Below are 12,110 nucleotides of genomic sequence, written 5' to 3'. Positions count from 1 at the left end.
GCTTTGTGCAACAAAGCCGGTGGATAAGGTATTAGAAATACATAGTGATTTTTTTACAGCTTCAGAAGCAAATGATTATCTTGGTATGCATAGAACTCACATTACTAATTTAACCGCTAGAGGCTTAGTCCAAGCACATCGTTACGGCAATGATAAGTACTTTATAAGACTCTTTAAAAAAGATGATGTTAAAAAATTATTAGAAGCTGGCTATGGTGTTCGGAGTAAGCAAAAAAAATCTTAAATTATCTGTCAGAAATTCTCAGAAAATCTTAACTTATCTGTCATAACAAGTTGAGATCGAATGTCATGAAAACTAAAATTCCATTGATATTATTGAATAATTTAATCTCACACCATTTGTCTTTCAGCGGTCCTCACGCGACACATCTGTTGTCATAGAAAAAGGCTGCTATTTGCAGCCTTTTTCTATTAGGAACAAATCATGGTAATTCTTTGATTATAGTATTAACTTGTTGATCTAAAGGCGCATATTGGCTTCAAGTATAGTCAACTAAGTCTTTTGGATAGTAAAGTTTGAATAGCCATGTGTATCCCGAATAAATCAAGAATCAAGGAACTAAGATCAAAAAGTTTAAAATTCAAATTAATCTTCACCGTCAAACTGCCAGTACACATCCACCCAATCACTTTCAAAATCAGGGAAATGTCACCTTGATTAAAAAATCTTCTCGATTTTTTTGCTGTAGTGTACCAATAGCCTGATCGCGGGCAATGCTCTCGACCCTGAACATTATTTGTGAATTGATGATCAGTCGGATCGTTAAGTGGATGTTTAATTCTTTCCCATACATCTCCATTGAATCGAATCAATTTTTTATAAGAAAGAATCCATAGAACACCTTCTTTTTCCTCTATAGACGTAATTCCTTTAATATCCTTAATTGCATCAACTAATTGATAAATTCCTTCTTCATAGATAAACCATCCTCTGATGTAATAGACTTTGTTGCACAAACACACCTCTAAAGGCTTATTCCACAATATAATTTTGAGATGCGTAAGCCTTTAAGAATGGCTTTGTACAACAAAGCCTTCACATTAAAAACGAATATGATTTAAACTCTATTTTTAAATCTTTTAACGTCAAGCACCCCAAACTTGATCATAAAAAGCACCATTAGCTCCCTCATGCGCATGTTTTGGTGCAGCTCTAAAAACAACTAAAATCAGCCAACCAACCTAAATTCCCAACATTAAACCAATGATTTTTAAAAACTATTATAAGAGACAAATCAAATTAATTAGATTGGCATAGATTCTGCAATTTGTATTCCATCATGTATACAAGTTGGAATGCAAAAAATGAGTCAGAACAAATGCATTGGCTGGACACTTCAAGAATGGCAAACTGCTTATCTGAACCAAGATATTCATCTTGAAGATTTAATCGACTATGTAGCGCAATTACCACAACCTGATCATGCATGGATTTCAATTGCTACCACAGAAATACTTTCCCAACAAATTGAAGCCTTAAAGCAAAAAGCAGATCAAGCCGCAGACCTCAGCAAGGAATTGCCTTTATACGGCATTCCGTTTGCAGTGAAAGATAACATCGATGTTGCTGGATTCGTCACCACAGCCGCATGCAAGGCCCTAACAACTGTTGCTATGCAAGATGCGGAAACCATTCGCCTGCTTAAAAATGCAGGGGCAATTGTTGTGGGAAAAACCAATTTAGACCAGTTCGCAACAGGGCTTGTCGGGACACGCTCTCCTTTTGGTGCGGTCAGTAACACGTTTAATGCTGACTATGTCAGTGGAGGTTCTAGCTCTGGTTCAGCAAGTGTGGTTGCTCGAGGCTTAGTCCCCTTTGCACTGGGAACCGACACCGCAGGCTCTGGTCGTGTCCCTGCGGCATTTAATAACATTGTCGGTTTAAAACCCACTAAAGGCCGTTTTTCAAATCGTGGTTTATTACCCGCTTGTAAAAGCTTGGATTGTATTTCAATTTTCGCATTAACAGTAACCGATGCAAACATCATTGCTCAAACCCTCGAACAGTACGATGCACTAGATAGCTACTCCCGCCAGCATCCAAAAACAGCACCAGCTAAACTTTCTGGAAAACCACATTTTGCTATTCCCAATAAACTTGAGTTCTTTGGAGATGACCAAGCTAAGTATGCCTTTCAATTGGCTTTAGAACAGTTAAAAGTTCTCGGTGCTGAAATTACTGAAATTGATTTTTCAACATTTGAACAATTGGCAGCCCAACTTTATCAAGGCTCATGGGTAGCAGAACGCACAGCGGCTGTTGCTGAGTTATTGGCGCAGCAACCCGAGGTTTTCGACCCCACAGTCCGTGAAATTATTCAAAAAGGTTATGATTTTAGTGCAGTCGATGCCTACAACGCAGAGTATTTAAAACAAGACTTAAGCCGAAAAATTCAAGACACTTTAGCTCAATTTGATGCATTGATCGTTCCAACTTCTCCAACTATTCACACTCTTGCAGAAATGGCGCAATCCCCGATTGGCTTTAATTCTCAGTTTGGAACTTATACTAACTTTACCAACCTCGCTGACTTAAGCGCACTCGCATTGCCTGCTGGATTCCGCGCCGACGGCCTACCCTTCGGAATTAGCTTAATTGCACCTGCATGGTATGACCAAGCCCTGATTGAGTTTGGACAAATTTGGCAGGCACATTTGAACTTAAAACTAGGTGCACTCGACCGATTCTCCGCAATTCCAACGTTGCGACACAGTCCTTCTGCACATCACATTCGAGTTGCAGTCGTTGGAGCACACCTGACTGGAATGCCTCTGAATTTCCAACTGCTTACACGTGATGCAGTACTTGTTGAAACCACACTGACCGCTGAGCACTACGCCCTATTTGCATTGAACGGAACAATTCCCCCAAAGCCAGGTCTAGCAAGAGTTTCAGAACACGGCCAACAAATCATTGTAGAGGTTTGGGATGTGCCAACAGCGCGTTTTGGAGAGTTTGTCGCTGAGATTCCAACCCCGCTAGGCATGGGTAATGTCGAACTGGTCGATGGTCGTTGGGTTAAAGGTTTTATTTGTGAGCCTTATGGTTTGAACGATGCTGAAAATATCAGCCATTTTGGTGGTTGGCGCGCCTATATCCAGCACCGTAACAATTCAAAAGTAGAACAAGCTTAGTAAAATTTAGGAATTTTAAAATGTTTAAAACTGTATTGATTGCAAACCGTGGCGAAATTGCCGTACGCGCAATTCGCACTTTAAAAAAACTGGGGATGACCAGCGTTGCTGTATATTCAGACAGTGACCGTTATGCACAACATGTCAAAGATGCAGATATTGCGATTGCCTTAGAAGGATTAAAACCAGCAGATACTTATTTGAGTATTGAAAAGCTGATTCAAGCAGCACAAAAAACAGGCGCCGAAGCTATTTTCCCTGGTTATGGCTTCTTATCAGAAAGTGCTGAATTTGCAGAGGCTTGTGAAAAAAATAATATTGCTTTTATGGGCCCCACAGCGACACAAATTTTAGAGTTTGGCCTGAAACACCGTGCACGTGAACTTGCCGCCGCAGCTCAGGTTCCCATGACACCAGGTACAGGCTTACTTGAAAGCTTAGAAGAAGCAATTTCTGCAGCTACAGAAATTGGTTATCCCATCATGTTAAAAAGTACCGCAGGTGGCGGAGGGATTGGCCTCACACGCTGTGATGATGAACAGACATTGGTTGAAGCTTATGAAAGTGTCAAACGCTTAGGCGCACAATTTTTCAAAGATTCAGGCGTGTTTTTAGAACGTTTTGTTGACCGCGCGCGCCATGTCGAAGTTCAGATCTTTGGTGATGGTCAAGGTCAAGTGGTTGCACTGGGTGAACGAGATTGCTCACTGCAACGTCGTAACCAAAAAGTGGTGGAGGAAACCCCTGCGGCTCACCTTCCCGAAGCTACACGCCAAAAACTTCACCAAGCGGCAGTTGAACTCGGCAAATCGGTCAATTACCGCAGTGCAGGTACAGTTGAGTTTATTTATGATGCTGCACGAGATGAGTTTTACTTCCTTGAAGTCAATACCCGTCTACAAGTAGAGCACCCTGTTACTGAAATGGTGACGGGCTTAGACCTGATTGAATGCATGCTTAAAGTGGCGGCAGGTGATGTCTTGGATTGGACAGCGCTCAACAATATACAGCCGCAAGGTGCGGCAATTGAAGTGCGGATTTATGCAGAAGATCCTGTTAAGAACTTCCAACCCAGCCCTGGTGTCCTGACCGAGGTTTCATTTCCAGAACACTGTCGCGTCGATACTTGGGTCTCCACAGGAACAGAAATTTCGCAATATTTTGACCCGATGATTGCCAAAATTATCGTACATGCGGATACGCGTGAACAAGCCATTGACCAACTAAAAAGTGTGTTAACCCAAACACGCTTAAATGGCATCAGCACCAACTTGGACTATGCGCATAGCGTGATCTCTGATGAACGCTTCGCACAAATGCAAATTTGGACACGTCTGTTGGATGACTTTGACTACGTGCCGAATGTGATTGAAGTTTTACAGGCTGGTACGCAAAGCTCAATTCAAGACTTTCCAGGACGTATCGGCTACTGGGATATCGGTGTGCCACCTTCAGGTCCAATGGATGACTATGCGTTCCAATTGGCCAATCAAATTGTAGGAAATGATGCTAGTGCGGCTGGTTTCGAATTTACCTTACAAGGGCCAAGTCTGAAGTTCCATCAAGATAGTGTGATTGCGCTCACAGGTGCGCCTTGTCCTGCCCAGTTAGATGATGAAACTGTTGCCTTTTGGCAACCCATTCATGTACAGGCGGGTCAGGTTCTCAGCTTAGGACAGGTCGAGTCTGGTTGCCGTAGCTATTTAGCAGTTCGCCATGGACTCGATGTCCCCCTATACTTGGGGAGTCGCTCTACTTTTGCTTTAGGTAACTTTGGCGGGCATGCAGGACGGGTGCTTCGTGCAGGTGACATGATCAAACTCATTAATACAGCCCATCCTAATCAAGATGCCCCGTTAGCAACACAAGACCCTCAAGCATTATCTCCTGCACTGATTCCAAACTATGGCACCGAATGGAAAATTGGCGTGCTATATGGACCACACGGAGCACCTGATTTTTTTAAACCCGAATATATAGAAGAATTTTTTGCTTCCGAATGGACTGTACACTTTAACTCCAATCGACTGGGTGTCCGTCTATCAGGACCAACACCAACGTGGGCACGTGAAAATGGGGGGGAAGCAGGACTCCACCCATCCAATGTCCATGACTGCGAATATGCCATTGGTGCGATTAACTTTACAGGGGACTTCCCTGTCATTTTGGCCAAAGATGGCCCAAGTCTCGGCGGTTTCGTTTGCCCTGTAACCATTGCTAAAGCTGAACTTTGGAAAGTCGGTCAACTTAAAGCTGACGATAAAATCAGCTTCTATCCGCTAACAGTTGAGCAGGCCAATGCCCTAGAGCAACAGCAAATTGAACGTGTGCAAAATTTCACTCATGCTGTCCTAGCAACTGAACTAACAAGCAATAATATTCCACAATCTGCAATTCTCGCCCATCTAGATGCAACTGATGTGTCTCCACGCACGGTGTACCGCCAAGCGGGTGACAGTTATATTTTATTAGAATATGGTGATAACGTTTTAGACTTGGCACTGCGTTTACGTGTCCACCAATTGATGCAACTGATCCGAACAGCGAATGTGACTGGAATATTGGAGCTGTCTCCTGGTGTGCGCTCACTACAAATTAAATATGATGGTCTCACTCTTCCACAGCATGAGTTGATTGCTTTCTTACTGCAACTCGAACAGCAAATGGGCGATTTAAGCCAACTCAAGATTCCTTCACGGATTATTCATCTACCCATGGCATTTGAAGACAGTGCAACTTTGGGCGCTGTTGAGCGCTATCAAGAAAGTGTTTGCGCTAAAGCACCGTGGTTACCGAACAATGTCGATTTTATTCAGCGTATTAATGGTTTAGATAGTCGTGAACAAGTCAAAGAGATTATTTTCAATGCCAATTATTTGATTTTAGGCCTCGGTGATGTGTACCTTACCGCCCCATGTGCTGTGCCAATTGACCCACGTCATCGCCTCTTAAGTTCAAAATACAATCCAGCACGGACATTTACTGCCGAAGGCACCGTGGGTATTGGCGGGATGTATATGTGTATCTACGGTATGGATTCACCCGGAGGCTACCAATTGGTGGGACGCACTCTACCCATTTGGAATAAATTTAAAAAGAACAAACAGTTTGGCGACAAAGAATGGTTCTTAAATTTCTTCGACCAAATTAAATACTTCCCTGTTTCAGAGTTAGAGCTAGATCAATGGCGTGCTGACTTTGAAAATGGTCAAGCACAGATCCAAATTGAAGACACTGAATTTGACTATGCCGCTTATTTAAAACTACTGGAAGATGAAAAGGACAGTATTACGGCGTTTAAAGCACAGCAACAACAGGCCTTTAGTACTGAGGTCAGCCTATGGAAGGAAAGCTTTGATCAACAAGACCACCTAATCACAGAAGCACCTGATGAAACAGACTATAGCGCCTATTCAGCTCTCAATGCATCTATGACTGGCAATATTTGGAAAATATTAGTGGAACAAGGTCAGATTGTGAAAAAAGGTGAAACCATTGCTATTATTGAAGCTATGAAAATGGAATTACCTGTATATGCAGCAGATGACGGTATTGTCAAAGCCATTATTTGTCGGGCTGGGCAAACCGTTCATAGCGGCGAACCTTTAGTTTATATGGAATAACACATGTCCAATATGACACGTGCGGGTTCAGGTTCAGACAATTTGTCTGAACTTGTTTACCAGCAAATTAAAAATGATATTTTTGACTTTAAATTGATGCCGGGTGAACGTTTTACCGAATCCGAAATCGCCATGAACTATCAGGTCAGCCGTACACCTGCACGACAGGCATTGTATCGACTACAACAAGAAGGCTACGTGGAAGTTGCATTTCGTAGTGGCTGGACTGTCCGTCCATTGAACTTGCAATACTATGATGAGCTGTATGAGCTGCGCATCATGATTGAGCAGTATGCAATTCGAAAGTTATGCAGCAGTGAATCACAACCATCCAAGGAAATGAAACACTTACAGAAAATTTGGATGGTTGCGCCTGAGCAGTATCTGTCGAGTTTAAAAGCCATGGCGAAAATTGATGAAGATTTTCACTGTGCGTTGGTTCGTGCTATTGGCAATCAAGAAATGATCAAAATTCACCAAGAAGTCAGTGAAAAAATTCGCATTATTCGTCGCCTCGATTTTTCAAAAACGGATCGGATTGAAGCCACCTATGCGGAGCATCAAGCCATTTTGAACTATATAGCACAACAACAGACAGAGCTTGCAGTTGAAAAGATCAGTACTCACATTCAACAAAGTCGAGATGAGGTAAAAAAAATTACCTTAGGTATGCTCAGCCAGCATGCTGTTGTGAATGCAAGTCGCTAAGCACTCAATCAACACTCCACTCTCAAATAAAAAAGGCGTCTTATGCGCCTTTTTTAGCCTGTTAATTTAAGCAGGAATACGCAGCACTTGGCCTGGGAAAATATCATCTGCATCTTTCAGCAACGGACGGTTGGCCTCAAAAATTTTATTGTATTGGTTGGCATCACCATAAAATACTTTGGAAATTTTCGATAAGTTATCCCCCGATTTAACCGTGTAGAACTTACTTTCAGGTTCAGGGCTAGCCACAGTGAGTTGATCATCGACTTGTGCCACATGGTCAATATTACCGACAGCTAAAACAATCTTTTCTTTATCGGCTTGGGTCTGAACTTGCCCTTTCACGGTCGCCAAATCCGTGGTGGAGTTATAGCTGACTGAAAGTCCCGTCACAGGTAAGCCCAATGCTTTGATATGACCCAATAACTTGTTGGCAATTTCTTGAGCAGATGGCTCTGCGGGGGTGGTTGGCGCGGCTTGAGGCTCGGCTACTGCTGTGTTTTTCTTACCAATGCCTTTCACAAAATCAAAAAGACCCATGTGTATGCTCTATCTTGTTATATCAGTGTTGTTATAGTGAATGCTCAAAAATGAGACACCCTTTTTTATACTCAAAACAGACGACAGATTTGGTAGAGAATAGTCCTCTTAAGGTAAAGCTTTGTAAGTTACCGGCGGAAATAGTAGATTTTAAAGGTGAGTTAGACGCTTTGTATTTTTGGGCATAAAAAAGCCACCCAAATGGGTGGCTTTTCCATTCAGCAAAGCTGAAACAATATGTATTAACCTAGTTTCTTAGAAACATAGTCAATCGCAGATTGTACAGTTGTGATTTCGTTAGAATCTTCATCTGGGATTGTGATGTCAAAGTCGTTTTCGAAAGACATAACAAGCTCAACAAGGTCTAAAGAGTCAGCACCTAAGTCATCCATGAAAGATGCTTCGTTTTTGATTTCTTCAGCCTTAAGACCAAGTTGTTCTGCAACTGCTTGCTTGATGCGTTGTTCGATATCGCTCACAGGAATTCTCCTCATTGCTTGTGGCGTTTTTAATGCCGTTAGTTTAATTGAATCTTTAAAATTTTGAAAGTTTATCCATCAGCCAATTAGCTCATGTATAGACCACCATTTACATGCATTACCGTACCAGTAATGTAATTTGCTTTGTCTGATGCCAAAAAGCTCACCGCATTTGCAATATCTTGTGGATCGCCTAAACGGTTCAAGGCCACTTGATCGCTCATTTTTTTACGGATGTCTTCGCTTAATTGCTCAGTCATTTCTGTTGCAATAAAACCAGGCGCCACTGAGTTTACAGTAATTTGACGGCTGCCCATTTCTTTTGCAAGGCTACGGCTAAATGCTTCAATACCAGCTTTCGCTGCTGAATAGTTGGCCTGACCTGGGTTGGCAAAATGTGCAACCACAGAACTAATATTAATAATTCGTCCAAAACGCGCTTTGGTCATACCTTTTAAAACACGTTTCGACAAACGGTAAACTGCTTTTAAATGGATATTTAAAATGTCATCCCAGTCATCTTCTGACATACGAAGTAACAAATTATCTTTGGTAATCCCAGCATTGTTCACCAAAACCAACACAGGGCCATAGTTTTGTTCAATGTCAGTTACAAGCGCATCAATGGCAGCACCATCACGAACATCAAGCACTTTACCCGCACCATGTTCACCGAAGCTTGCAGCAAGTTTTTCTGCACCTGACTCAGATGTCGCAGTACCCACAACAAAATAACCGTCTTGAATAAGTTGCTGAGCGATGGCAGCACCAATCCCTCGACTTGCACCTGTCACGAGTGCAATTTTGCGTTCCTGTGTCATGCAATTTTTCCTTCAGCCACTAAAATGGCATTTAGTGCATCTTCCAAGCGTGATTTACTATCGAGTGGAAATGCTTTTTCAATATTAGGTAGACGTTTTGCCAAGTTTGCCAAAACATTGCCTGGACCACACTCTGCAACATATTGGATCCCTTGATCCTGAATAAACTGCATTGTTTTAGTCCACTGTACAGACTCATATAACTGAGCTGTAAGCGCTTGGCGGACTTGTGCTACATCTGTAGCAATTTCCGCGCCCACATTTTGTATTACAGGTATGCTAGGCAGCTCAATGGCAGTTTGTTCCAAAGCTTGTGCGAACTGTTCTGCAGCAGGCTTCATTAATGAACAATGCGATGGAACAGAAACTGGTAATGCAATCGCTTTGCCGCTGTTTTCTTTAGCTAAAGCCATGACTGCTTCAACTGCTGCTTTTTCACCAGCAATCACCACTTGACTTTGAGCATTGTAGTTAGCCGCTTCAACTGAACCTTCAGCTTGACTCGAAACTTGTTGGCATAAAGCAACAACTTGCGCATCATCTAAACCTAAGATTGCAGCCATTGCACCCTTACCCTGAGGTACAGCACTTTGCATCAATTTGCCACGCAAGTTTACCAGCTTGGCTGCATCGCCTAAGCTTAGGCTTCCTGCTGCAACCAACGCACTGTATTCGCCGAGTGAGTGTCCCGCCAAATACTTCGGTGCAACACCACCAAGTTCTAACCATACACGCCACAAAGCAATACTGGCAGTTAACAATACAGGTTGAGTAAATTCAGTTTGGTCTAAACCTTCACCAGATTGTGCAATGTGCCACAAATCGAATCCAACCGCTTTAGAGGCTTCTGCAAATGTTGCTTCAACACTGGCAAATTGTTCTGCCAATTCAGCCAACATGCCAACCTTTTGTGAACCCTGACCTGGAAATACAAAAGCTGTTTTTGTTGCCTGAGCGACTTGATCAAGTTGTTTCGCAGACATAAAAAAGTCCTTTCTTGTCTTTGCTCTTGTTTATGGAGCGAAAATTTAACACTTAATTTAGGTCGATGTAATTGCCAAATACAACAAAAACAGCGGTGATAAAAATTCGACAACAAAAAAAGGGAGCTTTACGCTCCCCTTTTTTCGACTAAGCTTTAAGCTTAATGCTTCGACAATTATTCAGCAGATGCTTTAGCGAATAATTGACGACCACGGTAGATACCATCTTTAGATACATGGTGACGACGGTGAATCTCGCCAGTAGCTTGGTCTACAGTTAATGCATTCTCGGTTAAAGCGTCATGTGAACGGCGCATGTCACGGCGAGAGCGACTTTTACGGTTTTGCTGAACGGCCATGATGGCTCCTTACAAATCGAAAAATATGGATCAGAACAAATTCAGTTGTCTTATACAGAACAGTATAACACAAAAATTAGTTAAGTTTACCCTTCAAACTTGCCAAAACATCAAACGGATTATCCCGCTTTTCTTCAACAAGCTCTTCAATGGCAGGTTGGTGCTTATGTTCACAAGCGTCATGCTTAGCAGACAAAGGCATCAACAATAACAATTCATCTTCTATCAGAGACAGTAAATCAGCGGTTGCAGGTGCATCATAGCTACCTTTCGTCGTTGCTTCACTTTCACCAAAGACGATGAAATCAGCATCCTCATCCAAGCGCTCTATCAGTGACTCATCATCCACTAGAGCTAGATGAAAATCTGAAACGAGTTCAATGTTTACCGTGCCTAAACAGCGCTGGCATTCCATTGGAACGTTCGTTTCAGCGTGACCATCTAGCCATACAATACGATGATACGCATCCATTGATAGCTTACAGTCTATGTTAATCAATTGATCATCAATTGATCCAACAGCTTCACGGGCTATACGAGCAAAACGAGACAATGGCAGTGTTCCTGACCATGTAAAGCCTTGTTCGGCCCATTTAAACGGCTCAATCTGTGCCGGAAAGGTATTTGCTGACATAATTAAGGCGGCAATTCTACAAATTCATCAGTACTCTGTCAAAGATTAAGATACAATTTTGTACTTATTTAGACAGACCATTTGGGTAACTTAAGTCATGCATCTGTTGCAGCCGCAAACAGAAGTGAGTATTTCATCACTTGTGAGCACAATTTCAACTGTCGATTCTGACATTTCAAACCGCCAAGTGCAACTCTCGACGTGGGAGAATTTGTGTACAGAAGCAGAACAAGTTGATTGGCTCATCTTACACTTTAATCATTGGTTTTCCCACCTGAATGTCAACTTGGTTAAAGGTGACTTTGAACCTGAATATTTTCCCGCGATAGACAGCACCCCTGCGCGTATCCAATTTGCCCATGGTTTTTTTAATAGTGCTTTGCATGAAATTAGCCATTGGAGCATTGCAGGAGACCAACGCCGCCTACTCCCCGACTTAGGCTACTGGTATGCACCCGATGGTCGCACAGCGGAACAACAAGCTTTATTTGAACAGGTTGAAATTAAACCGCAAGCCATTGAATGGTTATTTGCCACAGCTTTTGGTCGAAAGTTCCGTGTTTCCTTAGACAATCTGACTGGTGAAGGTGGTGACGGCAACCGCTTCAAAGACCATGTTTTCACTCAAGTTCAGGCTTACTTTTCAGGACAAACCCAATTACCGCGCGATGCACAGCACTTCATTCACTGCATTTGCCAGTGTACCCGTGCTGGTAAAACATTACAGAGCGATGAATTTCAAAGAGAAATGCTCGACTAAATTTAGCACGATTCACATTTTGGTCATTGAACATCACAAAGATAAAG

Annotated in this window: 12 protein-coding genes; 5 read left to right on the top strand and 7 right to left on the bottom strand. The window is 42.4% G+C overall.

Annotation, left to right across the window (positions count from 1 at the left end):
* Positions 1–19 precede the first annotated feature (19 nt).
* Complete coding sequence (locus tag CDG62_RS06405) at positions 20–244, top strand: helix-turn-helix domain-containing protein (protein ID WP_087528107.1); 225 nt, start codon at positions 20–22, stop codon at positions 242–244.
* Between the two features lie 266 nt (positions 245–510).
* Here CDG62_RS06405 and CDG62_RS19300 read toward each other — a convergent pair whose 3' ends face one another.
* Complete coding sequence (locus CDG62_RS19300) at positions 511–978, bottom strand: hypothetical protein (RefSeq protein ID WP_162904008.1); 468 nt, start codon at positions 976–978, stop codon at positions 511–513.
* Between the two features lie 348 nt (positions 979–1,326).
* Between CDG62_RS19300 and atzF the strand changes: the two genes are divergently transcribed.
* Genes atzF through CDG62_RS06390 form a run of 3 tightly spaced genes read left to right on the top strand, consistent with a single transcriptional unit; the run spans position 1,327 to position 7,487 of the window.
* Positions 1,327–3,156 carry an allophanate hydrolase gene (gene atzF / locus CDG62_RS06400; RefSeq protein ID WP_087528108.1) on the top strand — a complete coding sequence of 610 codons (1,830 nt, stop codon included), beginning with the start codon at positions 1,327–1,329 and terminating at the stop codon, positions 3,154–3,156.
* A 20-nt stretch (positions 3,157–3,176) separates the two neighbouring features.
* Positions 3,177–6,779: an urea carboxylase gene (gene uca / locus CDG62_RS06395; protein ID WP_087528109.1), complete on the top strand. Its 3,603-nt coding sequence runs from the start codon at positions 3,177–3,179 to the stop codon at positions 6,777–6,779.
* A 3-nt stretch (positions 6,780–6,782) separates the two neighbouring features.
* The gene (locus CDG62_RS06390; protein ID WP_087528110.1) at positions 6,783–7,487 is read left to right on the top strand and encodes a GntR family transcriptional regulator; all 705 of its coding nucleotides are present in this window, start codon (positions 6,783–6,785) and stop codon (positions 7,485–7,487) included.
* Between the two features lie 66 nt (positions 7,488–7,553).
* Here the strand turns inward: CDG62_RS06390 and lysM are convergent, their stop codons facing one another.
* The 6 genes from lysM to CDG62_RS06360 form a co-directional block, all read right to left on the bottom strand.
* The gene (lysM, locus tag CDG62_RS06385) at positions 7,554–8,027 is read right to left on the bottom strand and encodes a peptidoglycan-binding protein LysM (RefSeq protein WP_087528111.1); all 474 of its coding nucleotides are present in this window, start codon (positions 8,025–8,027) and stop codon (positions 7,554–7,556) included.
* A 242-nt stretch (positions 8,028–8,269) separates the two neighbouring features.
* Positions 8,270–8,506, bottom strand: a complete 237-nt coding sequence (gene acpP, locus CDG62_RS06380; RefSeq protein ID WP_004695351.1) for an acyl carrier protein — start codon at positions 8,504–8,506, stop codon at positions 8,270–8,272.
* A gap of 86 nt (positions 8,507–8,592) precedes the next feature.
* Entirely contained in the window at positions 8,593–9,327 is a 735-nt protein-coding gene (gene fabG / locus CDG62_RS06375) for a 3-oxoacyl-ACP reductase FabG (protein WP_004695350.1), read from the bottom strand.
* Positions 9,324–10,310 (bottom strand): ACP S-malonyltransferase, encoded by a 987-nt coding sequence (gene fabD / locus CDG62_RS06370; RefSeq protein WP_087528112.1) that lies wholly within the window; start codon positions 10,308–10,310, stop codon positions 9,324–9,326. Before fabD ends, fabG begins: the two co-directional genes overlap by 4 nt.
* 176 nt (positions 10,311–10,486) lie before the next feature.
* Complete coding sequence (gene rpmF, locus CDG62_RS06365) at positions 10,487–10,669, bottom strand: 50S ribosomal protein L32 (RefSeq protein ID WP_004695348.1); 183 nt, start codon at positions 10,667–10,669, stop codon at positions 10,487–10,489.
* A 76-nt stretch (positions 10,670–10,745) separates the two neighbouring features.
* A complete protein-coding gene (locus tag CDG62_RS06360; protein WP_087528113.1) occupies positions 10,746–11,303 on the bottom strand; it encodes a YceD family protein in 558 nt (185 codons plus the stop codon).
* 97 nt (positions 11,304–11,400) lie between these two features.
* Here CDG62_RS06360 and CDG62_RS06355 point away from each other — a divergent pair, with 97 nt between their 5' ends.
* A complete protein-coding gene (locus CDG62_RS06355; protein WP_087528114.1) occupies positions 11,401–12,063 on the top strand; it encodes an elongation factor P hydroxylase in 663 nt (220 codons plus the stop codon).
* Positions 12,064–12,110: the final 47 nt, after the last annotated feature.

This window comes from Acinetobacter sp. WCHA55 (assembly GCF_002165305.2).
Classification (GTDB): Bacteria; Pseudomonadota; Gammaproteobacteria; order Pseudomonadales; family Moraxellaceae; genus Acinetobacter.
The sequence above is the reverse complement of the archived record's forward strand: the minus strand, read 5'-3'. Positions and strand labels throughout refer to the sequence as shown.